Consider the following 26435-nt stretch of genomic DNA (forward strand, 5'->3'; position numbering starts at 1 on the left):
CACTTTCTGTACTTACTCGATTCAGTTGGTCAGCTCACGAACAGCGGAAATGCCTTTGGATGAACCGGAGCCGGAAGCGCCGACTCGCCTGTGAGAAACACGTCGACGGCACGTGCGGCCGACCGTCCCTCGGCAATCGCCCAAACGACCAGCGACGCCCCGCGATGCGCGTCGCCGCAGACGAATACGCCGGGTGTCCGGGTCTGCCACCCGACATCACACTCGATTCTGCCGAGTGGATCGGTGCCGACATCAAGGTCGGTGAGCAGTGGGGCGGTTTCGACGCCGTCGAAACCCAGAGCGAGCAGGACCATCTCGCACACCAGATCCGTCGCGTCGCCGGTCTCCACCAGGGTCCGTTGTCCGTCCTTCGCTCGTGACACGGCTACCGGAACCATCCGGATTGCGCGGACCGCACCCCCACCGTCGTCGAGAAATTCCTGCGCCGCCCATCGGAATCGTTTGTCACTGCCCTCCTCGTCTGCCGGCGAGCTGCGTAGGACCCGCGGCCACAACGGCCATGGGTCGCGATCTCGATCGCGGCGTGCCGGAGGTGGGACGTGGTAATCCAATTCCGTCACCGAGAGGGCGCCTTGGCGATGCACCGTGCCGAGGCAGTCGGCGGCCGTGTCGCCGCCACCGATGATCACGACGTTCTTACCTCGCGCCGAGATGCTCGAGGCTCCGTCACCCTCGCATTTGCGGTTGGCCGCACGCAGGTACGTCATCGCACGATGGATTCCGCGAAGACTACGACCCGGTACGTCTGTGTCTCTGGCACGGTCAGCCCCGACCGCCAGGACTACCGCCTCGAATTCCGTCGAGAGGTCGTGCGCGCTCACGTTCACTCCGACGGCGCAGTCGGTGACGAATCTGGTCCCCTCGGCGGTCAGTTGTTCCAGCCGCCGGTTGATGAGGGCCTTGGGCAACTTGAATTCCGGAATTCCGTAGCGAAGCAGTCCCCCGATCCGATCGCTCCGCTCGAACACCGTGACACTGTGTCCGGCTCGTGTCAGTTGTTGAGCCGCGGCCAGTCCCGCCGGTCCCGAACCGACAACCGCAACACGGTTTCCGCTGTGAACTACCGGTGCCTGCGGCCCCAACCAACCCGACTCCCAGGCGTTGTCGACGATTGCCTGTTCGATGCGCTTGATGGTGACACCCCCCGACGTGTGCTCGCCGTCGAGTGCGAGAACGCACGCCGTTTCGCACGGTGCGGGGCACAGATGTCCGGTGAACTCGGGGAAATTGTTGGTGGAATGCAGATTCTCCGAGGCTTCGGACCACCGTCCACGCCGAACCAGGTCGTTCCATTCCGGAATGAGATTGCCGAGCGGACACCCCACGTCGGCCGAATGGCAGTACGGCACAGCGCAGTCCATGCAACGCGAGGCCTGTGCAGATACGTCTCGATTTCGCACGACGGGATCCAGCGACTCGTATACCGACGCCCAGTCGCCGACACGCACATCGGTCGATCTGGTCGGTGAGCCGGATCGTTTCACGTTGAGGAACCCGCGTGCGTCAGGCATGAGCCGGTTCCACCAGTTCGTTCTCTTCCACGACCTTCCGGTAGTCGACAGGCAAAACTTTGGTGAATCTCGGACTCTGGCCAACCCAGTCGTCGAGAAGTTTTGCCGCCACGGGCGAGCCGGTCGCAGCCAAATGCTCGCCGAGAATTTCGACCAGCTGACTGCAGTCTTCCGCCGAAGGCCGCTCCAGAACGACCATGTCGCCGTTGACCTTCTCTGCCTTCACGTCGAGTACGAAGGCAATTCCGCCCGACATTCCCGCAGCAAGGTTCCTACCAGTTGGACCGATGATGACGACGCGACCCCCGGTCATGTACTCGCACGCATGGTCTCCGACGCCTTCCACCACAGCGACCGCGCCCGAGTTGCGCACTGCGAATCGTTCCCCGACACGCCCCCTGGCATACAGCGCACCGCTCGTAGCGCCGTACAGCAGCGTATTGCCGGCAATCACCTGATCCTCCGCCACGAAGGGCGCGTCCTCACTCGGCCGAAGCGCGATTCGTCCACCGGAGAGCCCCTTCCCCACGTAATCGTTTGCATCGCCGACGACGACCAGCGAGATGCCGGGCGGCAGGAACGCACCGAGTGACTGGCCTGCCGTTCCACTGAGCACGACGTCGATGGTGCCTTGAGGTAGCCCGACGGCGCCGTAGCGTCTGGTCACCTCTGCGCCCAGCCTCGTCCCCACCGCCCGATCCGTATTGTGTACTGGCAGTTCGATATGCACGGGTCGAGCGTCCTCGAGTGAGTTCGCGGCGCACTCGATCAGGGTGCGTTCGAGTTCGCTCGAAACAGGGACACACGGCGGGTAGGCCGCGCCGGTCGGCGCGGCCGGAACGTCGAAGAGTGGTGAGAGGTCCAACGTGCGACTCTTCCAATGCGCCACCGCCGGAGACATTTCCAATACGTCTGCGTGGCCCAGAGCGTCGTCGATACTTCGAAACCCCAGTTCTGCCAACAAACGTCGTACGTCGTCGGCGATGAAGCGAAAGAAGTTCTCGACGTACTCCGGCCGGCCGGTGAATCGCTCTCGCAGTTCGGGATTCTGCGTCGCTACTCCGACGGGGCAGGTGTCGAGGTGACATACCCGCATCATGACGCAGCCGGCCGCGATCAGTGGCGCCGTGGAAAACCCGTACTCCTGCGCCCCCAGCAACGCGGCGACGACGACGTCCCGCGCCGTGCGCAGACCCCCATCACACTGGACGACGATCCGATCGCGCAACCCGTTGAGCACCAAGGTCTGCTGAGTTTCGGCCAGCCCGATCTCCCAGGGCGTACCAGCGTGGTGGATGGACGAGAGTGCCGCCGCGCCCGTCCCGCCGTCGTGACCGGAGATCAGCACCACGTCGGCGTGCGCTTTGGCCACACCTGCCGCAACTGTCCCGACTCCGACTGCGCTGACCAACTTCACGTGTATCCGCGCACGATCGTTTGCGCATGCGAGGTCGTAGATCAATTGGGCGAGATCCTCGATCGAATAGATGTCGTGGTGCGGGGGCGGAGAGATGAGGCCGACTCCAGGTGTCGAGTACCGGGTTTCCGCGATCCACGGGTACACCTTGGACCCCGGAAGCTGCCCTCCTTCACCGGGCTTGGCGCCCTGGGCCATCTTGATCTGAATGTCAGTGGCATTGACCAGGTAATCGCTGGTCACCCCGAAGCGACCACTCGCGACCTGCTTGACTGCGCTTCGACGCTTGTTGTCACGCAACCGCTCCGGTGACTCTCCGCCCTCACCGGTGTTCGAACGTCCGCCGAGAGCATTCATCGCAACCGCCATCGTCTCGTGCGCCTCGGCAGAGAGGGAACCGTAGCTCATCGCACCGGTGTTGAATCGAGCGAGAATCAACTCGACGGGTTCGACCTGATCGAGGGGAATCAGCTGACGAATCTCACGCCGAAATCGAAACAATCCCCGAAGTGTTCCGCCCTGCGCGCTCAGTCGATCGACTTCATCGCTGTAGCGACGAAACATCTCAGTTCGCCCCGTCCGGGTCGCATGCTGAAGGAAGAACACGGACTCGGGTGTGAACACATGCAATTCACCACCGCGGCGATACCGGAACTCTCCACTGCTGCTCAACTGACGATGCTGCACCGTACGATACGTGGCCGCGTGACGCATCAGAACTTCTCGCGCGACTTCGGTGATACCGATCCCGCCGATCCGGCTCCGTGTGTTGCAGAAGTATTCGTCGACCAATTCTCGGCCCAAGCCCACTGCCTCGAATACCTGTGCGCCCGTGTAGGAGTGAACCGTAGCGATTCCCATCTTCGACATCACTTTGAGCACACCGGAATTTGCCGCTCTCAGATAGTTGTCCGATGCCATTTTCGAATCTATCCCGGGAAGCTCGTCTTGCTCGCTGAGTGCTTCTACCGATTCGAGAGCAAGATAGGGGTGGACAGCCGCCGCACCGTAGCCGATCAGCAGCGCGATGTGATGAACTTCGCGCGCGTCACCCGACTCGACGACGAGGGAAACCTTGGTTCGCAGGCCATGCCGAACCAGATCGTGGTGCACGGCAGATACTGCGAGCAATGACGGAATGGGAGCCTGCTCAGGGCCCGATCCACGGTCGGAGATCACCAGAATCTCGATTCCGGCTGCGGCGGCCGTTCGGGCGGACTCACGAAGCCTCTCGACGCCTTCGCCGAGACTGCCCCTCGGATCGAAACCTCCCCGTAGGACAGCGCTTCTCGGAGTTCTTGCGCCGCATAGTTCGGCGACCTTCGCCATCTTCCCCGGTCCGATCACCGGTTTATCGAGAACAATCCTTCGGCACGACAGCGCCGACGCTTCGAACAAGTTCTGCTCAGCGCCGAGGGTGACACCAAGCGTAGTGACGACTTCCTCGCGAATCGCGTCCAAAGGCGGGTTCGTCACCTGAGCAAAGAGCTGGACGAAGTAGTCGTACAACAGCTTCGGCCGATCCGAGAGAACGGCGAGAGGTGTGTCGACTCCCATCGATCCCAACGGCTCCGAACCTGAGCGAGCCATTGGAAGGAGAACTTCCTGCAAGTCCTCTGCCTGGTATCCGAAGAGCAGCTGCCTTTGCAACAGCGGAGCCGGATCGCCTCGGGCAGGCGCCGACTCCGGGATTTCCTCGAGATCGACCAATCCCCCGTCGACCCATTCCCGGTAGGGGGCTGTGCTCGCGAGTTCGGATTTGATCTCCGCATCGGAAACGATGCCACGGCGAGCGGTGTCGACGAGGAACATTCGACCCGGTTCGAGGCGCCCCTTCTCCATCACCTCGGACGTCGGAGCGTCGAACACACCGCTCTCACTCGCCAACACGATACGGCCGTTCCTCATCCGCCACCATCGCCCTGGGCGAAGACCGTTGCGATCCAACACCGCCCCGACAACAGTGCCGTCGCTGAACGTCACCGACGCCGGACCGTCCCATGGTTCCATCAGGCAAGCGTGAAATTGGTAGAAGGCCCTCATCTCGTCTGGCATCGAAGAATCGTTCTCCCAGGCACCGGGAATCATCATCGCGATGGCGTGCTGCATAGTGCGGCCCCCGAGCGTCAGAAACTCGAGCACTTCGTCGAACGACGAAGAGTCGGATCCACCCGGGGTACAGATCGGAAACATGCGATCGATGTCCCCACCCAAAAGTGCGCTCCGCAACATCGGCTCGCGAGCGCGCATCCAATTCCTGTTTCCCACAATCGTATTGATCTCGCCGTTGTGAGCGATGCAGCGATACGGCTGAGCAAGTGACCACGACGGAAAAGTGTTCGTGGAGTACCGACTGTGCACGACTGCCAAGGCAGTTCGCATTCGGGCGTCGCATAGGTCGGTGAAGTAACCGGGTAACTGCGTCGGCGTGAGCATGCCCTTGTACACGATGGTTCGGGCGGACAACGAGGGGAAATACACTGCATCATCGGCCGAATGAATTCGCTCGACTTGTCTCCTGAGCGCGAACACTCGTCGGTCCAAGGCAATTCCGCCCACACTGCGATCTCTTGGCTCGGCGCACGTCACAAAACATTGACTGATGTACGGAGCGCACTGCGCGGCAACGGTTCCGACGCAGTCACGGTCGACTGGGACCTCCCGCCACCCGATAATCCGCAGTCCTTCTGCCGCTGCGTACCGGTGTATCCGAACTACCGCCCGCCGACGTGCTTCCTGATCCACCGGGAGAAAGCAGTTTCCGGCTGCGTAGGTGTTCTCACCCATCGCGTTGGGTGGTGGAAGCTCGAACGCGGTCACCGCGTCGAAGAATTCCGTCGGCAGCTGAAGAAGGATGCCCGCGCCGTCACCACTGTTGCACTCGCGCCCGACCGCGCCACGGTGGGTGAGATTGGTCAGGACCGCGAGCGCCTCGTCGACAATGGAATGCAGGTGACGTCCAGAGGTGTCTGCTACCACGGCTACACCACATGAATCGGTTTCCTGATCGGGGTCGTACAGGCCTCGAGGATCAGGTATTCGAGAAAACGGCACTCGGCGACCTCCACACGGTCATGCAGCCGACGTTCGCTAGTTTATCAGCACATAACCGCAGGTCGCGAGAGTAAAACTGTGACCCCCTGACGACGAGCGTCAGGGGGCCACAGTTCCGAACATCGTTTTCGATCAGCTACGCAAAGGTCGGTTGTACTGATCGCGCACACTGCCGGTCAACATCATGATTCCGTCGATGAGCGGCCAGATGCCACCGATTCCACACGTCAACCAAGTGACCGCGATCTGTGCGACAGCCATGCCGGGCTGGTTGAGGTAAAAACGTCCTGCTCCGAAACCGCCGAGCAGAATGCCCAGCAATCCGGCGGTCGTCTTCGACTTGTCCGAATACGGTTCGCCGGTCATCGGGTCACGTCCGTAGGGTGCGGACGGGTCGACAAGGCCGAAACCAGGCTGAGGATAACCCTGAGCTTGAGGGTATCCCTGAGGCTGGCCGTAACCGGGCTGCGAATATCCAGGCTGGGGGTAGCCCTGCTGCTGACCGTAATTCTGGCTTCCCTGCGGCGGAGCCGCGGGGTAGTCCTGCGGCGGAGCCGCGTAGGGATTCGGAGTCTGATCTGCCGGCGCACCGTAGACGGGACCGTCCGTCGGGGTTTGGGTCGACCTCGAGTAGTCCGGCGCCGGATAGTCGGTCGCCGGATAGTTCTGGGCGGCGTAACTTTCCTGCGACGTGTACGGCGCCGTGGGCTGATTCGGGGTGGAATCAGAATCGGCAGTGGGAAACGCTGTAGTCGATTCGGTTCCGGTCGGCGGCGGGTAGATGGGGTGGTTTCCCCAGCCCGGGCCGTTCCCGACTCCCGAATACGTGTCCCAGCCTGGACCGGTGCCGGTGGTCTCCGTCGACGGAGTCTTTTCCGTTGGCGCCGAGGTTTCCGTCAACGACGCATCCGCCGTCGCGTCGTAGTCGAACGGCGACCCGAACTGGGGTGGAACCGGCGGCTGCGATCCTGACGAGTCCCCCGACTCGGACGGTTCCGGATTCTTGTTCAAGTTAGGCAACGTACTTTCCTTCGATTCGACGACGGTACGTAATAGCTTTTGTTATCGGGCCACGAGACGGGTTCGGCCTTCGCGTGGCCGGTCCCCCACAGATCTTTCCTCGGTTCGTGCTCCCGGATCATCCTCGTAACGGCCGGCGAACACCGTCCCGCGCATTGCCCGAAAGTATCACGATGCCGTCGACGAACGCCCAGATCCAAATTCCGATGGCAAATGGAATTCCGATGAGGAACGCGGACATGAACAGCGCGAAGAACATGCCGAGCAGTTGGCACAGTCCAATGCCGACGCTCCCGATGTAAAGACGACCGACTCCACAGATTCCGAAGAAGCCCAGCAAGATCTGCAACAGTCCAGCTGTAGCTTTCGACTTGTCGGAATACGGTTCCCCCGTTACCGGGTGCCGACCGTACGGCGCATAGGGATCTCCGAACCCGTACATCGATTGAGCGGGCGGTGGCTGCTGATATCCGTACGGATTGGGCGCGCCGTAGACCGGTCCCTGATCCTCGGGGAATCCCCCTTGCGAATAGGGACCTGTCACGGCTTGTCTTTCTTCGACAGCTTCACCGCGTCCGACGACTCATCCGACGCTGCCGTGGAGGCGCTTGCCTCACTGGAAGCGGATTCAGCAGCATCGGATTCAGAATCTTCAGCGTCGGTGCCTTTCGCGTCGGCCTTCGCCGAATCAGTTTCGGTAACTGGCGCCGCGACTCCTGCTTCGCCGGCAGCTACCGCAGCGACGTAGTCCTTCGACTTCAAATCAGCCGGATCCTCACGACCCTTCTTCGCCAGGAAGAAGTAGGCCAGTGCGGCGAAGAACACGATCCCCGAAGTGAATGTGTTGACTCGAATGCCGGCGATCTCGTATGCGAAATCGTCGCGCATCAGTTCGACGACAAACCGGCCCAGGCAATAACCCGCGACGTACAGAGCAAACAGGCGTCCGTGACCGATCTTGAATCGGCGGTCGACGAGGACCAGCAGGATCACGATCAGGACGTTCCACACAGCTTCGTAGAGGAACGTCGGGTGAACGACCCGAATGACTTCTCCGTTGGAGACACCTGCCAGTTGATCGAGCTGGCCGGAGGAGTTCACACGCTCGAAGATCTCGAGGCCCCATGGGACGGTGGTCTCGCGACCGTACAACTCCTGGTTGAAGTAGTTGCCGATACGACCGATGGCCTGCGCGAGCAGGATTCCGGGCGCAATCGCATCACCGAGCGCGGAAACCGGAATGCCGCGTCGACGGCAGCCGATCCACGCACCGATGCCGCCGAGGAACACAGCTCCCCAGATTCCGAGGCCTCCCTGCCACACCTTGAGTGCATCGAGAGGCTGACCGTTCTCGCCGAAATAGACGGGCCAGTCGGTCAATACGTGATAGAGCCTGCCACCGATCAGACCGAACGGAACAGCCCAGATCGCGATGTCGAGAACGGTCCCCTTCTCGCCGCCGCGGGCGACCCAACGACGATCTCCCCACACGATCGCGACGATGATGCCGAGGATGATGAAGAGCGCGTAGGCGCGCAGCGCTACCGGTCCGACGTACCAGACGCCTTGGGGCGGGCTGGGGATATAGGCCAGTAGGTCCACAGTTGAGGTCACGACGCCACGGTAGCCGAGCGGACGCCCTCGGCGAGTTCTTCGGTGAGCGAGCGAACCGCTCCCAAGCCGTTCTCGACCGCGGAGACCAGAGCCGAGCCGACGATGACGGCATCGGCGTACGCCGCGATTTCGGCAGCTTGTGCGCCGGACCGAACACCCAATCCGACGCCGACGGGAATGTCGGAATGCGCGCGGATTCGTGCGGTCAGTTCCGGAGCCATCGAAGACACGGCGTCTCGAGCGCCGGTGACACCCATTGTCGAGGCCGCGTAGATGAATCCACTACTCGCGTCGAGTGTCATCGCGAGCCGTTCTTCCGTCGAGGACGGGGCGACAAGGAAGATCCGGTCGAGGTGGTGCTCCTCGGATGCTTCCATCCAGGCGCCTGCTTCTTCCGGAATGAGGTTGGGGGTGATGAGTCCGAGCCCGCCGGCGGAAGCGAGGTCTCGTGCGAACTTGTCGACGCCGTACTGCAGTACCGGGTTCCAGTAGGTCATCACGACGGCCTTGCCGCCGACCGAACTGATCTGCTCGATCACGGTGAAGATGTCGCGAAGGCGAACGCCGTTGGTGAGTGCGGTTTCGGCTGCACGCTGGATGGTCGGACCGTCCATGACCGGATCGGAATACGCGACACCGACTTCGATGATGTCGCAGCCACCGTCGACCATCGCCTTGAACACGTCGATCGATTCGGGAACGGTCGGATAACCGGCAGGCAGGTAACCGACGAGGGCGGCACGCTTGTCAGCCTTGCACGCTGCAAAGGTGGGTGCGAGGCGTGATGGTCGTTCGCTCACTTGTCCGAGCCTTCCGTGTTGTCGTTCTGGTCTGCTGCATCAGCCGGAGCGGTTGCCTGACTCGAGGCGCCGTCGAAGAGACCGAACCAGCTTGCGGCGGTGTCCATGTCCTTGTCACCGCGACCGGAGAGATTGACGACGATGATCGCGCCCTCGCCGAGTTCCTTGCCCAGTCGGAGCGCGCCGGCAACGGCGTGGGCGGATTCGATGGCCGGGATGATGCCTTCGCGGCGCGAGAGCAGCAGTAGAGCATCCATCGCTTCGCTGTCGGTGACGGGTTCGTAGGTGGCACGCCCGATATCGCTCAGGTAAGCGTGCTCGGGTCCGACGCCCGGGTAGTCCAGACCAGCAGAGATCGAGTGCGATTCGATGGTCTGACCGTCTTCGTCCTGGAGCAGGTAGGAGTAGGCACCCTGGAATGCGCCAGGGGTACCGCCGGCGAACGTTGCTGCATGCCTTCCGGTTTCGACACCGTCGCCGGCTGCTTCGTAGCCAACCAGACGTACCGACAGATCGTCGATGAACGGATGGAAGATTCCGATTGCGTTGGAGCCGCCTCCGACGCAGGCTGTGACTGCATCGGGCAGGCGGCCGGTCAGTGCCTGAACCTGGACGCGTGTTTCGAGGCCGACCACTCGCTGGAAGTCGCGAACGATGGTGGGGAACGGGTGCGGGCCTGCCGCGGTACCGAAGCAGTAATAGGTGTTGTCCGCGTGGGAAACCCAGTCGCGCAAGGCTTCGTTGATCGCGTCCTTGAGCGTGCGCGAACCGGTCTCGACCGAGACGACCTCCGCGCCGAGCAGGCGCATGCGTGCGACGTTCAGTGCTTGACGTTCGGTGTCGACAGCACCCATGTAGATGACGCACTCGAGACCGAGCAGTGCACAGGCGGTGGCCGATGCCACACCGTGCTGGCCCGCTCCGGTCTCGGCGATGATGCGGGTCTTGCCCATACGCTTCGCCAGCAGAACCTGACCGAGAACATTGTTGATCTTGTGAGAACCGGTGTGGTTCAGATCTTCACGCTTGAGAATGATGCGCGCACCACCGGCGAACTCGCTCATTCGTGTTGCCTCGAAAATCGGCGACGGACGCCCGGTGTAATCGCGCTGCAAGCGATCGAGTTCGTTCAAGAACGTGTCGTCCGCGCGAGCCTTTTCGTACTCCGCAGTGACTTCCTCGATAACCGCCATGAGGGCTTCCGGCACATGCCGTCCGCCATAGACGCCGAAATGCCCTCCGGCATCCGGGTCGTGAGAGCGCTCGGTGAGTCCCGCGCTGGCCGGCGGCAGATTGCCGCCCTTGAATACTGCACCGGAGCCTGGTTCCTGAGTACGTGAAGTCACCCCACCAGTCTGCCCCAACGGTGTCGCTGGTCACCGCCCGGGTGCATCAAAGCACGCCGGGCGGGTGAAGCGCTTTATCGAGACGGTTTGGGGCAGGACGGGTGTGCACCGGCATTGACCAGATCTGCGACGGCCTTGCGAGGGTCGCCGCTGGTCACGAGGCCTTCACCGACGAGCACTGCGTCGGCGCCCGCACCGGCGTACGCCAACAGATCGGCAGTTCCGCGAACACCCGATTCGGCGATCTTGATCGTCTCGGTCGGCAGACCGGGAGCAATGCGACCGAAGGTGTTCTTGTCCACCTCGAGGGTTTTGAGATTGCGCGCGTTGACACCGATCACCTTGGCGCCGGCTTCGAGCGCGCGGTTGGCTTCTTCCTCGGTGTGCACCTCGACGAGGGCAGTCATTCCCAGAGATTCGGTGCGATCGATCAGCGAGGCGAGCGCCTGCTGTTCGAGTGCCGCGACGATCAGCAAGATGACGTCGGCGCCGTGAGCGCGAGCTTCGTGAATCTGGTACGGCCCCACGATGAAGTCCTTGCGCAGCACCGGAATGGTGACCGCTTTACGGACTGCGTCGAGGTCGGCCAACGAGCCGTGAAAACGGCGCTCTTCGGTGAGAACACTGATGATGCGTGCGCCACCGGCTTGGTAAGCCGCGGCAAGCTCTGCGGGATCGGCAATGTCGGCCAGCGCACCCTTTGAGGGGCTCGCTCGCTTGACCTCGGCGATGACGCCGATGCTCGATTCCAGAAGTGCTGCTGCAGCATCGAGTGCAGGCGGTGCAGCGGCCGCAGCAGCCTTGACTGCAGCGAAGTCGAGTACGGCTTCGCGGGCGGCGACATCAGCGCGCACCCCGTCGAGAATCGAGTCGAGTACGGTCATCGTGGCCCGAATCCTTTCTGGGCAAGAGCCCGATGTGAGATACGTCATCAGGGTGGTCTCAGCCTAGTGGGACGAAATTTTGCTACTCCGCCGGGGTACCCACGCAGGTGAGGGTTCAGTCTTACTCAGTGCGACGACCCCGGTTTCGCACCGTTGCCTCCCCCAGCTCCGTCGTCCCCGTCAGCCACTGTCGGGTCCTCTCCGGCATCGAGCGCGTCCCACAACATCCGTTGTGTCACAGGCTCGTCCGACGCGGGCGTGTCTCCCTGACCGAGCTTGGCTGCAGCTTCGCGGCGCGCGGCCGGGTTGTCGTACTTCGACGACAACCCGCCTCGCACTGGAGGTTTGCGCATCAGAAGTACTGCTGCGCCGAGCGCCGCCACCGCTCCGAGCAACGCAAGCAAGGCAGGCAGTACCGAAACAGTCGTCGAGAGATCTTCCGGGTGACCGGACAACTCGGCCAACTCCACCGCTCGGTCCGCAGAGGCTCCGGACACCAACAACTGCACCGCCGGAACCGCTACCGCGACGGCGACGAGTGCCACCAACAGTCCGACCACACGAAGCGCCCAACCTCGCACCGCGAACGACGCCGCGATCGCCGCCAGAAGCGCGAGCGCGAGCGGAGTCATCGCCGCCGCCCAGGTGCTGCCGTCGAGGTCCGTCGTCCGCTCCAGCGTCTTGCCGTCGCTCGAGGTCAGATGAACCCACGTCATTCGTGAGCTGCCCCACAGAGCTGCTGCCGACAGTGCAAGCAAAAGCGTCCTCGGCACAGCGGTGCCACGAGAAGCCCTTGTAGGCTGCTCCGCTGCAATCGACTCGTTCTCACTCACTGATCGTCACCTCCGATGGTGCGCAGGGTGTGCGCCGACGCGATGGCGCTCAGCACTGCCATCGCCTTGTTGCGGGCCTCGGTGTCCTCGTAGACCGGATCGGAGTCGGCGACGACGCCGGCGCCCGCCTGGACATATCCGATCCCGTCCTTGATCAATGCCGTTCGGATCGCGATCGCGGTGTCGGCGTCGCCGGCGAAGTCGAGGTAGCCGACGATGCCGCCGTAGATACCCCGCCTGGTGGGCTCGAGTTCTTCGATCAGCTGCATCGCACGCACCTTGGGTGCCCCTGACAGGGTTCCAGCGGGGAAGCATGCGGTGACCGCGTCGAGAGCGTGCTTTCCCTCGGCCAGATGACCGGTGACGGTCGATACGAGATGCATCACGTGGCTGTACCGCTCGATGTGCCGGTAGTCGTGCACCTTCACCGTGCCCGGGCGACAGACACGACCCAGATCGTTTCGCCCCAGATCGACGAGCATGAGGTGCTCGGAGTTTTCCTTCTCGTCGGCGAGGAGGTCCTTCTCGAGCAGGATGTCGTCCTCCTCTGTGGCACCGCGCCATCTGGTTCCAGCGATCGGGTGTGTCGTCGCGACGCCCTCGGCGACGGTGACCAGTGCTTCAGGGCTCGAACCGACGATCGAAAACGCCGTCTCTCCGTCACCGTTCGGCACGTTGAGCAGATACATGTACGGGCTGGGGTTCGACGCGCGCAGCATCCGGTACACGTCGATCGGTGCTGCAGTGCAATCGATCTCGAATCGCTGCGAGAGAACTACCTGGAATGCCTCGCCCGCTTCGATGTCGCCGATCAACTTTTTGACGTCGACACCGAAGCTCTCGGTGGTGCGTTGACGACGGTAGTTCGGAGTCGCTTTCGAGAATGTCGACACCGTCGATTTCGCCGGCGCCGCGAGAGCGCGAGTCATCGCGTCCAACCTGGCGACCGCGTCGTCGTACGCCGTGTCGACACGCTCGTCGGTGCCGTCCCAGTTGACCGCATTGGCGATGAGGGTGATCGCCCCTTCGTGGTGATCGACAGCGGCGATGTCGGCAGCAAGCAGCATGACCATCTCGGGTATCTGCAGGTCGTCGACCGCGGAGTCACCCAATCTCTCGAGGCGCCGCACCGCGTCGTAACCGAGGAACCCGACCATTCCGCCGGTCAGCGGGGGTAGGTCGGGAAGTCGCTCCGAACGAAGTAGTTCGAGGGTGGCACCGAGTGCATCGATCGGGTCACCGCCGGCCGGAGCACCGGCCGGAACATTGCCGTACCAAGCCGCCTCTCCGTCCACGACGGTCAGTGCAGCCGGACTCCCGACGCCGATGAACGACCACCGCGACCACGAACGACCGTTCTCGGCCGACTCGAGCAAGAAGGTGCCTGGACGATTGCCGGCCAACTTCTCGTACGCCGAGAGCGGAGTTTCGGAGTCCGCCAACACTTTCCGAGTGACCGGAACGACCCGGTGCTCAGCTGCGAGGGCACGGAACTGCTCCCGAGTGGTGGTGGAATCGGACGCGTCACCGACGATCGCGGTGTCGGACGACCGTGCGGACATGGAGGTGGGCTCGCCGTGCATGCCTCCATCATCCCAGGCTCCCCCACACGGTCGTCGTGCGCGGGTAACCTCGGCCGAATGAAACCAGGCCAACTCGCCCCCGATTTCTCGCTGCCCGACCAGGACGGAACTCCGCGCTCGCTGACGAGCCTGCTCGCGAACGGCCCCTTGGTCCTCTTCTTCTACCCGGCAGCCTCGACGCCGGTGTGCACCGCCGAGGCGTGCCACTTCCGTGACCTGGGCAGCGAATTCGCCGCGGTGGGCGCTTCGCGGGCAGGTATCAGCACCGATACGGTCGAAGCTCAGTCCACCTTTGCCACCGCACAATCCTTCGACTACCCCCTGCTCGCCGACACCGACGGCAAGGTAGCCGAACAGTTCGGCGTCAAGCGCGGACTCCTGGGCAAGCTGGCTCCGGTCAAACGCTCGACCTTCGTGATCGACACCGACCGCACCGTTCTCAAAGTCATCTCGAGTGAACTTCGCGCCAACACGCACGGCGACCAGGCACTCGAGTTCCTTCGCAATCGAAGCTGACTCACCTGGGCGAAATGATTCTCTGAGCAACCTGATTCTCTAGGCGACCTGAATCGAGCGCTTCGCAAGTCCCATCCAGAATCCGTCGATCACCTGGGTGGGCACCTGCTCCGGATCGGACGACGCACCGAGCGTGACGAACAACGGGGCGAAGTGCTCGATGGTCGGATGCGCGTACGGCATCCCGGGAGCTTGGGCGCGGAAGTCGATCAACGAATCGACGTCTCCGGCAGCGAACCTCTCCCCTGCCCACGCGTCGAATTCCGCCGACCATCCCGGGGCCTGCGCCTCCGGTGACGGATCGCGCAGGAACGGCAGCCCGTGCGTGGTGAATCCGGATCCCACGATCAGCACACCTTGCTCACGGAGTGACCGTAGGCGTTCTCCGAGATGGAGCAAACGCTCGGGATCGAGGGTTGGCAGCGAAATTTGCAGTACCGGGATGTCTGCGTCCGGGTACATCACCGTGAGCGGCACGTAGGCACCGTGATCCAGTCCTCGATTCGGCTGCTGAACCACTCGTTCGTTGTCCGGCATCAACGCGGCGACCTGAGCTGCGAGTTCCGGAGCGCCGGGAGAGTTGTACTTCGCGCGGTAGAACCTCTCGGGAAAACCACCGAAGTCGTAGATGAGCGGGGTGCCCGTGGTCGTCGAACCGATCGTCAGCGGTGCTGATTCCCAGTGCGCCGAGACGACGAGGATTGCCGTCGGCCGCGGAAGATCGCCGGCCCACGCCCCCAATTGGTCGACCCACAACGCGCTGTCCACCAGCGGCGGAGCACCGTGGCTGAGATACAGCGCAGGCATGGTTGTGGTGGACATATGGGCTCCTCGGGATAGACATTCGTCGTTAAGTTGAAGGTTCAACCTAATATAGGACTCAACACTTGCGTCCCGCAACTATTCCCCGCAATATTCTTCTGGACATGCGTCTGAGACGCTGTACACCAGCACGCTCCGTGCACGAAGAATGCTCGACCCGAAGGAGAAGTCACCGATGAGTGAACCGACCGCGCAGCCCGACGCGCAGTCTCAGACGAAGTGGCTCACAGCCGAGCAGCAGGAAGCCTGGCTGACACTGATCGCTCTCGTGACACGGTTGCCTGCCGCACTCGACACTCAACTGCAACGCGATTCGGCACTCACCCACTTCGAATACTTCGTGCTCGCCGCACTCTCGGACGCCCCCGACCACAAGCTCCAGTTGTCGGTACTGGCCCAGCGCGCGAACGCTTCCCTGTCCCGCCTCTCGCACGTCGTCACGAAGATGGAGAAAGCCGGCTGGGTGAAACGGGAAGTCATTCGCGGCAGCCGCGGCTCCAACGCAGTACTCACCGACAAAGGAATGACAAAGGTCGTCGCGGCCGCGCCGCCACACGTCGCCTCGGTTCAAGGTCTCCTCTTCGAGGGCCTCGATGATCGCCAGGTCGCCCAGCTTTCGTCCTTGGGGACTGCAATGCTCAGCCAACTGGACAAGGGAATCGCCGCCGGACTCGGCAAGGCCTGACCCCTTTCCCGACACGAGCGGCCCGATCCTTACGACGGCGGCTTCGTGAGGTCGAGTGCAGCCAGGTGACTGAACAGCATGCTCGCTCCGATCGGGTTTCCACCTCCGGGATACGTAGTCCCGCTGGCCGCTGCCATCGTGTTCCCCGCCGCGTACAACCCGGCAATCGCCGTACCGTCGGCTTTGAGCACCCGCCCGGTTGCGTCGGTACGTAGACCACCTTTGGTCCCGAGGTCGGAGATACCGAAAGCGGCCGCGTGAAACGGTCCTTGGTCGATCGGTACGAGCGGTGAAGCCCCCTCCGAAAAGGCACGGTCGTACGCAGTGTCTCCTCGGCCGAAGTCCGTGTCGACGCCGGTCGCCGCAGACTCGTTGAATCGCTTCACGGTCTGCACCAGTTCCGCTGCGGGAACATCGATCTGGGCGGCGAGGTCTTCGAGCGTCTGGGCACTCTTCCACAACCCCGCATCCACATACTGCTCCGTCTGCGCCATGGGCACGTTGGGCGCCTTCACCGGCGGCACTGCACCTTCCCTGTTGTCGTAGATCATCCAATACGGTGTGGTTACTTCTCGTGCCAGCATGTGTTCGATGACGGAGCGACCCAAGCGGTCGTACGGCGCAGACTCGTTGACGAATCGACGACCGTTGTCGTCCACGAAGATTCCGCCGGTGAACCACAGCGCAAACGCGGAGCGGCCATCCGGATGGGTGAGCCCCGGCGACCACCAGGCCTCCCCCATGAGGTCGGTATCGGCGCCCACGGCGATGGCCGCCTGATGCGCCTTGCCGAGATTGCCGGGACAACCCATCGTGTCGAGCGCCGAGCCGGGAACACCGAATTCGGCACGCAGGGTCTCGTTCTGTTCGAATCCGCCCGCGGCCAGAATCACTCCTCTGCGGGCTCGGATGGTTCGACGCCGACCACCTTGTTCGACGACCGCGCCGACGACCGATCCGTCCTCGACGACCAATTCTTCGAGGGTGGTGTTCAGGTGCATGGCGGCGTTGGCGAATGTCGAAAGTGCCAGCAAGAATCGACCGATCAACGACTGCCCGCCGACGAGGTACGCCGGCAACTCTTCACCCAACCGCTCCGTCGCGAGCGGCGATCGAAGTGAATCACGAAGCACACCAAGCTTCTTAGCGTTCATCGGCTTGGGAACGATGTGTCGACCGCTCGCGCGAGCCTTGGGTTTTTCCCCGAAGTAGTCGGGCCACGGCAGTATCTGGAACTCGAAATTCGAGTCCTCTTCGAGATAGTCGATCAACCCGGCGCCGCCTCGAACGTATGCCTCCTGGACGTCGGCAGGTGTCCGATCACCCACCACCGAACGGTAGTACTCCAGCGCATCTTCGATGGTGTCGTCGTCCCCGCCCCGGCGAAGAACGGCGTTGCACGGGAACCACATTCCGCCGCCGCCCGAGTACGCCGTTGTTCCGCCGTACTTGTCGGTCGCTTCGATCACAATGACGTCGAGGCCTTCGCGTGCTGCCGTGTACGCGCCGGCGAGTCCGCCGCCCGATCCCACAGCGAGTACGTCGCATGTCTCGTCCCACTTCGTCATAATCAGCCTCTCCGATCCTGGGCACATTTCCGAACGTGTTCTAGAAATCGTTCTAACACATGGACTTAGCGATCGCGGGGGATCGAAATTCTGTCCCACCGAGCGGGAGCGAGACATGACGCCGAGCGGGAGCGAGACATGACGCCGAGCGGGAGCGAGACATGACACCGAGCGGAGAGCGAGAACGAGCGGTGATAGCGCACACTTTGCCCGCACGGGTCTGATCCCGTAGTGTCTGGACACATGTCTGGTAAGACCAAGTTCGAGTCCACTCGTCGACGGCTCACACAGCAGCAAGCCGAAACCGTCGATCGATTGACCGCGGCAGCGATCACGGTCCTGCGCGACAAAGGGTTTGCCGATCTGACTGTGCGAATGGTGGCAGCGGAAGCCGGTGTCGCAGCAGCCACGGCATACACCTATTTTTCGTCCAAGAGTCACCTTGTGGCAGAACTGTTCTGGCGCCGACTCGACGCGGTACCTCACGAACCCTCCCCCGAGGCGGAACGAGAAGCGCAGGTCTGCTCGGTCCTTCGAAGCGTCGCACTCCTCGTTTCCGACGAACCGGAGCTGGCCGCGGCCGTGACCACGGCGATGATGGGCAACGATCCCGACGTCGAACACCTTCGGGGACGTATCGGCAAGAACATCCGCGAGCGGCTCATCGAGGCGCTGGGGCCGTCATACGATCCCGACGTACTCGAAGCACTCGAAATCTCCTGGTCCGGAGCGCTTGTCCGAGCCGGCATGGGATACGAGTCCTATTCGCAGATCGCAGACCGGCTCGAAGTCACTGCCAGGCTGATCATGGCGGGCCGCGACAACCTTCACTAGACGGGAGTCATGGCACTCACCAACCATGTGCCGTCGACTCGATCGAGTGTCACCTCGACTCGGCTCGACGTCGACGCTGGTGCCGGCCGCGCGATACTCGTCGTGATCTGATCGACGAACAGGAGCAATTCCGCTCGGTCTGCAGCAGCGGAGAGCACTCCCACGTCGACTACTCGCGCCTTCGTGCTGATTCCTTGCTCCTTCGACTGGGGTGCAACGGTTTTCGATCCGAATTCAGCGAAGCGGTCCTGAAATGTTCCACTTGCGCCCTCGGCAGCATGTGCAAGATCCTCGTCCACCGTGTCGCTGTTGTAGGTCAAGAGATTCTCGACGAGCATCGGCGCCACACCGATCACCTCTACACGTGCGGTTTCAGCGGCTGCCGAACGGTGGTGACTCCAGAGCAGAGTCCCGCCGACTCCCACCAAGATCAGCGCTGCAAACGCCAAGACCACGCGCTTCACGGGACGAACTCCACACTCGACATCAGTACCCGACCGTCGACCTCTTCGACACCGACGCGAAGACGGTAGGTTCGCGCCGAAGATTCTCCCGCCGAATTGCCGACCTGAGCCGATGCCGCGATCAGTACCACCCCCGAGGTTCCGGATTCCGATGCCAGGGCTGCGGTGTCGACACGACCGTCGGAATCGACGGCGAAATCACGGATCGATGCGACGAACGCAGATTCACCGGACTTCAGTTCGTCTGCAAAAGTTCCCGTAGTCAGCGACTTCAGCTCCGCGAGATCCTCGTCGAGCGTGGCAGAGTGAACGTCGATCAGAGCAAGGGTTCCTGCGACAGCACCGTCGACGAACCCTTGACGCTGGGACTCTCGCGCGCGGTCCGATCGAACTGCCAGACAACCGAAGACGACAACGACGCTCAGAGCCGCGAGTGCAATCCAGACCAGGGCAGTGAGTACACCGCGCTTCCCTCCGACCGGATCCAGCACCTCACCTCTCAGCGATTCGTCGGCGTCAGCAACTGTTGCCACGGCTCACCCTCCCCCGGACCGGAGTCAGTCGGAGTCAACTCCGTGTGTTGATAGTCGACTCCGTCAGGCCCGGTGTACAACTCGCCGGGCGCATTCGTCCCCGACGGCACGTACGCTTCGGGGCTCCGGCAGATCTCCGGGCTCGGTGCTCGTTTGCCCGGTACCTCCATGCAGGGAATGTTCCGAGATCCACGAACGGCGAAGACCGAGTTCTGTGGCACTTTGCAGTACAGATCAGCCGGGGTGTCCGGCACACTCGTCTGGGTCGGGTCCCGTCGCTGATCGGCAGGAAGGTAACCGGTCGAGCACGCCGCAGGGTCCTGCGCTTGGAGATGGAAGTTGACGTTCGCGGCGCCGTCCACCTGCCCGCGTTGTACGACGGTTTCCTGTGCCGCGACCAGTGGCGGCAAGATGACGAGCACCTGTTCCAACCCGGCGTTGTACGTCAAAGCCACCTGAGCGGTGCTGGTGAAATTGGCAAGCAGCACAGGCAAAGTGGGTTTGAGGCCTTGAAACAGCAGGTCGGCTTCAGTCGCGAAGCCCGGTCCGGTCTCGAGGATATTGCGCACGGACCCGTCGGCGACCTCCAACTGTCCACTGAGCTGAGCGACACTGGACGCCCACTGGCGAATCTGATCGCCCGTCACCACCTGTGTCTGCAGGAGCGGATCCAACTGCTGTACGAGCGTCGTAGCCGGCGTTGTGGCAGCGGACATCTGATCGACGAACGAAGTGGTCGAATCCAGCAGACGAGCCAGATCCTCTCCCCTGCCTCCGAAAGCTGCCGCTGACTCGTCGATCACCGATCGCAACTTGTCCTGCGGTACGGATGCGAGCATCGCCTGCGCCTGATCGAGGACCGGTCCGATCTCGGTCGGGATCGTGACAGCTTCGGGGCCGATCACGTCTCCGTCGGCCAGAAAGGGTCCGTCCACGGTGCTCGGTTGCATGTCGACGTATTGCTCACCGATTGCCGACACGCTTCGCACCGCTACTGTGAGTCCGCTGGAGGGAACGGGAACCGCACTCTCCAAAGATAATTCGGCGCGTACCACTCCCGGAGTGAGACGCACCGACCTGACCTGACCGATGGTGTCGCCGCGATAGGTCACGTTCGCGTTCCGATACAGGCCGCCGGCGTCGGGCAGTTCGACTGTCACCGAATAGCGCCCGATGCCGAGCATGGTCGGAACTCTCAGGTACGAGATAGCCGCTGCGCTCATGCCTATCACCGCCAGGATCGCGAAGATCGTCAATTGCCTTCGCACCAACTTCGTGAGAATCATCGTCCACCGTCCTGGGCGGTCCGCCCTGTGCTACTTGGGTCGGTCCGCCCGGTGTCACTTGGGGCGGCCCGCCCGGTGTCATTTGGGGCGGCCCGCCCGGTACCCAGAGGCGCGGTCAAAGGATCGACCAGTATTCCGTTCTCCACCGGAGTTTGCGGCGCCCCGAACGGAGTACCGAAGCCCAGACCTGACTGAAGGCGATTACTCGTGAGGTCGATCAGCGCCCACAAATTGGTGTAATCACCGCGCATTCCGTCGTCGATGGTCGTCTGAGGGAAGGGGAAGGTACTCAGATTGCCCAAATTGTTGATCAGGTCCGGTCCTGTTTCGACCACCTTCTGCAGCGTCGATTCCAAGGCGCTCAAATTGGCTTTCAAATCGTCGCGGGTCCGGTCGACCAGATCGGTACCGACGTCCCCGAACCTGCCGACCGCATCGAGGGCGGTGGTCAGGTCGACGCGTTGGGCGCTCAGTTCCGCCAAGGCCGGATCAAGGGTCTCCAACGCCTCACCGAGAACGTCTCGCTGAGCCGTGATCTCGCCGGCGAACACGTCGAGATTCTCCATGGTCGTGACTATCGCCTCGCGTTGACGGTCGAGTGTCTCGGTCACGGTGTCCATCTGGCTCAGCAGGTCGCGCGCCGCATCGGTCCGCCCGCCGAGAGCAGTGTTCAGTTCCGTGGTGATGCTGTGAATCTGGGCCAGCCCACCGCCGTTGAGCACCAAGGACAGTGCCGTCAACGCTTCCTCGGTGGTGGGATAGACACTGGCCGATGCAAGGGGAATCACGGATCCCTCCGACAACCGCCCTTCCGGCGCCACCTCGGTGGGCGGCGCGAGCGCGACGTGTTTGGATCCGAGCAGACTGGTTTGGCCGATCTTGGCAGTCGCGTTGGCGGGCAGCGACACCGAACCGTCGAGCGCAACCGTCACCCGTGCGTGCCAGTTGTCGGTCTCGATCGCACTGATACTTCCGACTGTCACATCGTTGACCATGACCGGAGAGTTGGGACTGATCGACGTGACGTCCGGCATCTCGATCACGACCGAGAAACTTCCCTCACCGCGGCCGGCCGCGCCCGGCAGCGACACCGAATTCAGCCCGCTCCATTGACAACCCGTCAGAACGAGCACGGCGCTCGCCGCCACACACACTGTTCCCCACCGGCGGCCAGTCATCGTGATCCTGTCGACGGCATGAGCAAGCCGGTCAGATCAGACGCCACCCGTACCGTCGGAAAGCTCAAGGCGCCAGTCGGTTCCAGATCAGGCTCGCTGTACACCAGTTGGTCCGGAAGAGCGCCGAGCGCCCGGGTCGGGTTGATGCTCAGGTCCGGGTAGTTCGCCTTGATCGTGTTGAGCAACGGGCCGAGGTATTCGATGCACAAATCCGCGCCCTTCTTCGAGGTGTCGTTGGCCAGGCCGGCGATTCCGCCGCAGATCAAGTCGATCGGGTTGCCGACGTTCTGGAATGCGGGCACACCCACCATCGCTCCTTGGGCCGGCCGGTAGACGTTGTAGTAGTTCGACAACGCTGTCGGAGCCAGATGCAGTACCTTCTCGAGACCTGCGCGCTTGTCGACCAATACCTGGGACACGTCGGCCAACTTCGCGATCTGCTCCGTCAAGCCGGTTCGGTTCTGTTCGACAAACCGCTGTACGTCGACGACGGCGGCGTCCAGATCGGCGAGAGCCGGAGCCAATTGCGTCCGGCTCTCGGCGAGCACACTCGAGACATTTGCCAGTCGTCCTTGGAACTGAACGATCTGTTCGTCGCTTGCGGCGAGTGCGGTCGTGAAGGTCTGCAGGCCGCGGATGGTGCCGAACAGATCGGCTCCGCCTTCGTCGAGTGTGCTCATAGCCTCCGAGAGTTCGGTCACCGAGCGCCCCAGCGCTTCCCCGTTGCCGGCCAGTGCGGATCCGGCACCGTCGAGGAAGTTGGCGGCGGGACCGCGATCGTCCCCGTCGGGACCCAAAGCATCGGCAGCCCGGCCCAGCTGTTCCTTGATCTGGTCCCACTCGACCGGGACGGCTGTTCGGTCGAGCCCGATCTCCGCACCGTCATTCAGTGCGTCGGCGCCGTCAGTCACCGCCGGCGTCAACTGCACGAAGCGGGCCGAGACCAGCGACTGGGCAACGATCACCGCTTTCGCGTCCTCGGCGACGGGAACCTCGCGCGCCAATTTCAGTTCGACGCGCATTCGATCTCCCTGTGGGGCGATCTCGGTGACGCGGCCGACGTCGACTCCCACGACACGAACGTCGTCACCGACATACAGGCCGGTCGTCGAGGTGAAGTAGGCGGTCACGTTGTAGTAGCGCAGATGTTGCACCGCAAGGTATCCCGACAAGACGACGATCGCCGCGCCGACGACGCTTCCACCGACGACGGCGATTCGACGCCAGTTCACCGGTTTGCGAACTCGTAAGGCACCCATCATCGAACCTCCGGAATCGGTAGCGGCGCAGGTGGTAGCCCGAACATCGCGTTGATCAACGGTTGGGTGTATTGCGCCGGTACCAGGTTCTGGACGTAGGCGTAATAGAAGGGACCGCTGGCCACGGTGTCGCCGAGCGTGCCCACGTACGTACCGAGACCGTCGATTCCCTGAGAGAGGTTGTCCTTGTTGTTCTGCAGAATGCCGACAACCGTGTCGAGTTTGCCGAGGACCGGTTGCAATTGCGCCTCGTTGTCGTGGACGAGTCCGCTCAGCTGGGTCGACAACGCCGAGATGTTCGTGATCACTTCCCCCAGCGCCGCCTGTCGCCGATCCAGTTCTCCCAACAAGGCGTTGCCGTCGACGAGTAGCGCGTTGACCTGTGGTCCACGCTCGGCCAGCGTCCCGGCGACGTCGTTTGCATCGGACAGCAAGGTGCGCAACATGTCGTCGCGTCTATTGACGCTGTCGGAGATCCGTGCGACACCGTCCAGCGCCGGCCTCAGGTTCGGCGCACTGTCGGACATCACCTGCCCCACTGCGTCGAGCGATTCGGAGAGCTGGTCGAGATCGATGTCCTCGACCGTCGTGGTGAGGTCACCGAGCACGTCGGTCAGCGAGTACGCCGATCTTGTTCGCTCGACCGGGATCTCGCCGCCGACCGCGATCCTTCCCGGACCGTCCAGATCGAGCGATACCGCTCGCTTGCCGAGCAACGACATCGTGGTGACGGCTGCCGACGTGCTTTCTCCCAAACCGATCGAGCCTTCCAGTGTGAAATCCACGCGCGCGAGTCCGTGCTCGACCTCGATCCGGTCCACCGTTCCGATCTTCACTCCGGCGGCGTTGACTTCGTCTCCCGGCGCGAGACCGCTGGCGTCGGCGAACACCGCGCTGTACCCGACACCCGATTTCAGGAACTGCAGATTCTGATACTGGAGCGATGCCAATACGACGGCGGCCGTGACGACCAATCCCACGACCCCCACGCGTACGGCCTGGCTCGGTGCCATCTCTCTCATCGTGGTGCGCACCTTCCGGTCGTCTGATCCACCAGGTCGACAGTGAGCGGCGTACCGTCGGCACCGTCGACCTTCAATGCGATTCCGCACAGATAGAAGTTGAAGAACGACCCGTACGAGCCGACTCGGATCAGCTGCTTGTAGTTCGAGGGCATGGACGCGAGAATCCGATCGAGCTCACTTTGTTGCTCGATCAGCGGATTCAGGCTTGCGTCCAGCTTCGACAGGTTTCCCGCGATGTCCGGGCGAATTCCGGCGAGGAGATCGGCGAAGGTGCCTGATGCGGTGTTCACACTCTCGACGGCAGTCCCGATCATCTCCCTGTCCGCCGCGAGCCCGCTGACCAGCTGTTGTAGGTGATCGAGAGTGTCACTGAACTGACCACCGCGGCTGCGCAATTCACTGAGCACACCGTCGAGGTTGCCGATCACTCGACCGATCAGTTGGTCGCGGTCCGCGAGAGTGTTCGTGATCGATCCGGTGTGCGCCAGCACCGATGCCACAGTTCCGGACTGGCCTTGAAACACCTCGAGCAAGGACATCGACAACGCGTTGACCTGCTCCGGGTCCAGGGCTTGAAACAGCGGCTTGAAACCACCGAGTAGCGCATCGAGGTCGAGTGCCGGCGCGGTGCGATCGACGGGAATGCTCTCGCCCTGTGGCTGCGGTTCCGCGATCCCCGGATCGTCGAGCAGTTCGAGGTATCGATTACCCACCAGATCCTGATATCGAACAGCGGCTCTGGTCGATACAGTCACGGTGTCACCCGTATCCACACTGAAACTCACGTGGGCACGGTGATTCCCACCGAATTCGACGGAGCCGACAGAACCGACCGGCACACCCGCAATGCGCACCTTGTCGCCGGCTCTGAGCCCGGAGGCGTTGACGAACTCCGCCGAGTACGACCTCGCGTCGCCACCTCGCATCTGGCCGAACACGAGGATCAGCCCGGCGTTGACGAGGATCATCACCAGAACAAAAATTCCGAACTTGACGGTGTACCCACGAACTTTCATCGGATCTCCGTCCCGAACAGGTAGCTCATCAGATCCGGGACCGTGTTCATCGGTTGCCCACCGTTCGGCTGACGCTCGGGCGCAAACGGATTCACCCCGGTATCGGTCACCAGGTACGGAGCATTGACGTTCGGGTCGCGCAGTGGAAGACCCATACACTGCGGGCCACCTGTTGCCGCGACCTTCGGAAGGTCGTCGGGATATCGGTACGGTTCGGTTCCGGCGATCAGACCGATCGACATCTTGATTCCTGGTTGTCCGTTGTAGGCACCGTCGCCGATCTTCTTGCTCTCCTGCAGTCCGTGGAACATGCAGGGAATCACCGGGGAGTATTCCTCGAGCAGTGCGGTGGTCGGCCGCAGTAACGACAGAACGGTGTCGATACCGTCGGCGTTGGCTCCCAGTACATCTTCTCCGGTGCGGGCGACCCCGATCACGTTGAGCAAGAGGAGATCAAGATTCTGCTGCTCGTCGAGAACAGTGGTTCCCGTCGTCGTGAGCGAGTCGAGGGTGTCCATCAAGTCGAGAACAGCGTCGCGGTAGGTCTGTGTGACGGCTGGTAAATCCGTCAACACATGATCGAGAGCCTCACGTGCAGTGTTGAATTCGAGCAACGAGGAATCTGCTTGTTCGAGTGCGACCCCGAGCCGTTCGCCGCGTCCTTGCAGAGCAGTCGAGAGGGCACCCAATGTCGAATCGAGCTTGCCCGGGTCCACCGTCCGGAGCACGGTGGTGAGTTTCTCGAACACCGTGTTCAGCTCGACGGTCACCCGGGACGCGTCGATCGTCGCCCCGGCGGCAAGTCGCGCGCTGCTCGGCTGCTCCGGCGAGGACAGGCTGACGAACTTCGCGCCGAAGGCCGTGTTCGACGTGATCGCCACATCCACGTTTGACGGAATAGATTCGAGCGCTTCGGGATCGATCGACAACGACAGTTGTGCGGTAGCGTCGTCAGTCGGCGTGATGGACTCCACCGAGCCCACGGTCGCCCCGGCCATCTTCACCCGCGCGCCCGGATCCATCACGAGCCCCGCGCGCTCCGCGATCACCGTGATCGGGACGCGAGCGACAAACACCTGGTTGAAAGACGCGACCGACAAAGCGATGACCCCGACGATCGCCGCAGCCAAGCCCAGAGCAGCCAACTTGTAGCCGTATCTGTGCAC

The 26435-nt window shown here is 62.6% G+C and carries 23 protein-coding genes; 3 read left to right on the forward strand and 20 right to left on the reverse strand.

Annotated features, from left to right (window positions below):
* Positions 1 to 29: 29 nt before the first annotated feature.
* The 10 genes from ACKAMS_RS26995 to ACKAMS_RS27040 form a co-directional block, all read right to left on the reverse strand.
* A complete protein-coding gene (locus ACKAMS_RS26995) occupies positions 30 to 1532 on the reverse strand; it encodes a glutamate synthase subunit beta (protein ID WP_408989815.1) in 1503 nt (500 codons plus the stop codon).
* Positions 1525 to 6003, reverse strand: coding sequence for a glutamate synthase large subunit (gltB, locus tag ACKAMS_RS27000; protein ID WP_408989816.1), 4479 nt, complete (start codon positions 6001 to 6003; stop codon positions 1525 to 1527). Before gltB ends, ACKAMS_RS26995 begins: the two co-directional genes overlap by 8 nt.
* 132 nt (positions 6004 to 6135) lie before the next feature.
* A complete protein-coding gene (locus ACKAMS_RS27005) occupies positions 6136 to 7014 on the reverse strand; it encodes an NINE protein (protein WP_408989832.1) in 879 nt (292 codons plus the stop codon).
* Positions 7015 to 7141: 127 nt separating this feature from the next.
* Positions 7142 to 7567, reverse strand: coding sequence for a TM2 domain-containing protein (locus tag ACKAMS_RS27010; RefSeq protein ID WP_408989817.1), 426 nt, complete (start codon positions 7565 to 7567; stop codon positions 7142 to 7144).
* The gene (lgt, locus tag ACKAMS_RS27015; RefSeq protein ID WP_408989818.1) at positions 7564 to 8637 is read right to left on the reverse strand and encodes a prolipoprotein diacylglyceryl transferase; all 1074 of its coding nucleotides are present in this window, start codon (positions 8635 to 8637) and stop codon (positions 7564 to 7566) included. Before lgt ends, ACKAMS_RS27010 begins: the two co-directional genes overlap by 4 nt.
* Positions 8634 to 9437 (reverse strand): tryptophan synthase subunit alpha, encoded by an 804-nt coding sequence (gene trpA / locus ACKAMS_RS27020; RefSeq protein ID WP_003944010.1) that lies wholly within the window; start codon positions 9435 to 9437, stop codon positions 8634 to 8636. Before trpA ends, lgt begins: the two co-directional genes overlap by 4 nt.
* Positions 9434 to 10783, reverse strand: coding sequence for a tryptophan synthase subunit beta (trpB, locus tag ACKAMS_RS27025; protein ID WP_019748657.1), 1350 nt, complete (start codon positions 10781 to 10783; stop codon positions 9434 to 9436). Before trpB ends, trpA begins: the two co-directional genes overlap by 4 nt.
* Positions 10784 to 10857: 74 nt before the next feature.
* Positions 10858 to 11667 carry an indole-3-glycerol phosphate synthase TrpC gene (gene trpC, locus ACKAMS_RS27030; protein WP_003944016.1) on the reverse strand — a complete coding sequence of 270 codons (810 nt, stop codon included), beginning with the start codon at positions 11665 to 11667 and terminating at the stop codon, positions 10858 to 10860.
* A gap of 125 nt (positions 11668 to 11792) precedes the next feature.
* The gene (locus ACKAMS_RS27035) at positions 11793 to 12500 is read right to left on the reverse strand and encodes a TIGR02234 family membrane protein (protein WP_019748659.1); all 708 of its coding nucleotides are present in this window, start codon (positions 12498 to 12500) and stop codon (positions 11793 to 11795) included.
* Entirely contained in the window at positions 12497 to 14083 is a 1587-nt protein-coding gene (locus tag ACKAMS_RS27040; protein ID WP_019748660.1) for an anthranilate synthase component I, read from the reverse strand. The genes ACKAMS_RS27035 and ACKAMS_RS27040 overlap by 4 nt, the downstream gene beginning before the upstream one ends.
* A 57-nt stretch (positions 14084 to 14140) precedes the next feature.
* Between ACKAMS_RS27040 and ACKAMS_RS27045 the strand changes: the two genes are divergently transcribed.
* A complete protein-coding gene (locus tag ACKAMS_RS27045) occupies positions 14141 to 14599 on the forward strand; it encodes a peroxiredoxin (RefSeq protein WP_020907928.1) in 459 nt (152 codons plus the stop codon).
* Between the two features lie 39 nt (positions 14600 to 14638).
* Here ACKAMS_RS27045 and ACKAMS_RS27050 read toward each other — a convergent pair whose 3' ends face one another.
* Positions 14639 to 15421, reverse strand: coding sequence for a dioxygenase (locus tag ACKAMS_RS27050; protein ID WP_408989819.1), 783 nt, complete (start codon positions 15419 to 15421; stop codon positions 14639 to 14641).
* A 175-nt stretch (positions 15422 to 15596) separates the two neighbouring features.
* Here ACKAMS_RS27050 and ACKAMS_RS27055 point away from each other — a divergent pair, with 175 nt between their 5' ends.
* Positions 15597 to 16106, forward strand: coding sequence for a MarR family winged helix-turn-helix transcriptional regulator (locus ACKAMS_RS27055; protein ID WP_408989820.1), 510 nt, complete (start codon positions 15597 to 15599; stop codon positions 16104 to 16106).
* A gap of 29 nt (positions 16107 to 16135) precedes the next feature.
* Here the strand turns inward: ACKAMS_RS27055 and ACKAMS_RS27060 are convergent, their stop codons facing one another.
* On the reverse strand, positions 16136 to 17674 hold the full coding sequence (locus tag ACKAMS_RS27060; RefSeq protein WP_084325643.1) for an FAD-binding protein: 1539 nt from the start codon (positions 17672 to 17674) through the stop codon (positions 16136 to 16138).
* 243 nt (positions 17675 to 17917) lie between these two features.
* Here ACKAMS_RS27060 and ACKAMS_RS27065 point away from each other — a divergent pair, with 243 nt between their 5' ends.
* Positions 17918 to 18508, forward strand: a complete 591-nt coding sequence (locus ACKAMS_RS27065; protein WP_003943994.1) for a TetR/AcrR family transcriptional regulator — start codon at positions 17918 to 17920, stop codon at positions 18506 to 18508.
* Here the strand turns inward: ACKAMS_RS27065 and ACKAMS_RS27070 are convergent.
* The 8 genes from ACKAMS_RS27070 to ACKAMS_RS27105 are packed head-to-tail and all read right to left on the reverse strand — an operon-like array spanning position 18505 to position 26435.
* Complete coding sequence (locus ACKAMS_RS27070; protein WP_408989821.1) at positions 18505 to 18972, reverse strand: hypothetical protein; 468 nt, start codon at positions 18970 to 18972, stop codon at positions 18505 to 18507. The genes ACKAMS_RS27065 and ACKAMS_RS27070 overlap by 4 nt on opposite strands.
* Positions 18969 to 19505 (reverse strand): hypothetical protein, encoded by a 537-nt coding sequence (locus tag ACKAMS_RS27075; RefSeq protein ID WP_257209742.1) that lies wholly within the window; start codon positions 19503 to 19505, stop codon positions 18969 to 18971. The genes ACKAMS_RS27070 and ACKAMS_RS27075 overlap by 4 nt, the downstream gene beginning before the upstream one ends.
* A complete protein-coding gene (locus tag ACKAMS_RS27080) occupies positions 19472 to 20791 on the reverse strand; it encodes an MCE family protein (protein ID WP_408989822.1) in 1320 nt (439 codons plus the stop codon). The genes ACKAMS_RS27075 and ACKAMS_RS27080 overlap by 34 nt, the downstream gene beginning before the upstream one ends.
* Entirely contained in the window at positions 20788 to 21969 is a 1182-nt protein-coding gene (locus ACKAMS_RS27085; RefSeq protein ID WP_408989823.1) for an MCE family protein, read from the reverse strand. The genes ACKAMS_RS27080 and ACKAMS_RS27085 overlap by 4 nt, the downstream gene beginning before the upstream one ends.
* The gene (locus tag ACKAMS_RS27090; protein ID WP_211917814.1) at positions 21966 to 23228 is read right to left on the reverse strand and encodes an MCE family protein; all 1263 of its coding nucleotides are present in this window, start codon (positions 23226 to 23228) and stop codon (positions 21966 to 21968) included. The genes ACKAMS_RS27085 and ACKAMS_RS27090 overlap by 4 nt, the downstream gene beginning before the upstream one ends.
* Positions 23228 to 24250, reverse strand: a complete 1023-nt coding sequence (locus tag ACKAMS_RS27095) for an MCE family protein (RefSeq protein ID WP_408989824.1) — start codon at positions 24248 to 24250, stop codon at positions 23228 to 23230. Before ACKAMS_RS27095 ends, ACKAMS_RS27090 begins: the two co-directional genes overlap by 1 nt.
* Complete coding sequence (locus ACKAMS_RS27100; RefSeq protein WP_408989825.1) at positions 24247 to 25269, reverse strand: MCE family protein; 1023 nt, start codon at positions 25267 to 25269, stop codon at positions 24247 to 24249. Before ACKAMS_RS27100 ends, ACKAMS_RS27095 begins: the two co-directional genes overlap by 4 nt.
* Positions 25266 to 26435: an MCE family protein gene (locus tag ACKAMS_RS27105; protein ID WP_408989826.1), complete on the reverse strand. Its 1170-nt coding sequence runs from the start codon at positions 26433 to 26435 to the stop codon at positions 25266 to 25268. The genes ACKAMS_RS27100 and ACKAMS_RS27105 overlap by 4 nt, the downstream gene beginning before the upstream one ends.

Origin of the sequence: Rhodococcus sp. 5A-K4 (genome assembly GCF_046097995.1) — a bacterium.
GTDB classification, from domain to species: domain Bacteria; phylum Actinomycetota; class Actinomycetes; order Mycobacteriales; family Mycobacteriaceae; genus Rhodococcus_F; species Rhodococcus_F erythropolis.